At 72.9% G+C, this 1,401-nt stretch carries 1 protein-coding gene; it reads right to left on the bottom strand.

What is annotated here, in order from left to right:
* Positions 1 to 185 precede the first annotated feature (185 nt).
* On the bottom strand, positions 186 to 947 hold the full coding sequence (locus tag ACFQ87_RS46410; RefSeq protein ID WP_380617081.1) for an SDR family oxidoreductase: 762 nt from the start codon (positions 945 to 947) through the stop codon (positions 186 to 188).
* Between the last annotated feature and the right edge of the window lie 454 nt (positions 948 to 1,401).

Genomic DNA, 1,401 nt, shown 5'->3' with positions numbered 1-1,401 from the left:
GACACCTGACCGTCCAGCCCCGCACCATCCTCTACACCGCACCACAGACCACCGGAAACCAGGCATAACCGCCAACGACACCCCGCCCGCACCGCTCGTGCGAGTCAGCGCCCTCGGCCCGGCTGCCGTCCACACGTACGTGAGCCGAGGCGGACGCCGTTCGGCCAGCTGCCGCGGAGTGGGGTTCAGTGCTCCTGGGCCGTCGGGCGCACCATGATCTCGTTGATCGCGGCGTGCGGCGGCTGGGTGACCATGAAGACGATGGAGCGGGCGATGTCCTCCGCCCGCAGCCAGGACTCCTGCGCCATGCCGCGGGCCGCGGCGAATCCGGGACCGGTCGCCATCTGCGTCGAGGTCAGCCCCGGCTCGATCACGCCCACCCGGACACCGCGCCGGGTCACCTCCTGGCGCAGGACCTCGCTGAACGCGCACACCGCGTGCTTCGTCGCCGAGTACACGCCGTTGCCGCGGCGCACCACACGGCCCGCGGCCGAGCTGACGTTGACCAGGTCGGCGACCTTGCGCGGGCCGCCCGCCGCGGCACGCAGCAGGTGCGGCAACGCCGCCTGCGACAGGTGCAGGACCGCCCTCAGGTTGAGGTCGACCATCCGGTCGACCTCCTCGGCGCCGACCTCCTCGACAGCCCCCATCGCAACGTAACCGGCGTTGTTCACCAGCACGTCCAGCCGCCCCAAGCGCTCGGCGACCTCCTCGACCGTGTCCCGGGCCCGTACGGTGTCACGCAGATCGGCGCTGATGACGGCGCACGAGCCGCCATGGCCCCGGATCGTTGCTGCCAGCTCCTCCAGCTTTTCGGCGCTGCGGGCCACCAGCGCCACCGCTGCTCCCTCCCGGGCCAGTGCCAGGGCGGTGGCGGCCCCGATACCACTGGACGCACCCGTCACCAGCGCGACACACCCCGACAGCGCCACGTCGCTTCCGGTCACGGAGTTCCCCGCCCTTCCGGCGTCCGCACCCGGGACACCCGTGCTGCCAGCCTGCATCAGACGGCCTCGGACCGCCTCCCGCACAGCCGTACGGGTCGACCGCGACACCGCTGACGACGGCCCGGCGGAACCGGGTGCGGCACGGCAGTGCGGAACGGCCGCGGTCGGCGAACCGGACGGCGGCCCGCGCGACGCGGCCGGTGCGACACACCCACCGGGCCCCACCGGGCCATATAGGCCCCACTCACGGATGGGAGACCACCGTGATCGTGCCTTCGGGCGGGGGCGGCGGCACGACCCGGCGCTCGGCTGGTTCTCCGGGGCTCGGCCGAGCAGCGCCCGCCCTTCCGTCGGTCCGGGCTACAGCAGCATCGCCTCGAACCGGTACTCGGGTGCGGTCAGTGGTTGCTCGGCCCAGATGACCTTGCCGCGTGCCGTGTACCTGGTCCCCCAC

Source organism: Kitasatospora sp. NPDC056531 (genome assembly GCF_042794375.1).
GTDB lineage: Bacteria > Actinomycetota > Actinomycetes > Streptomycetales > Streptomycetaceae > Kitasatospora.
This window is presented reverse-complemented; position numbering and strand designations above follow the sequence as displayed.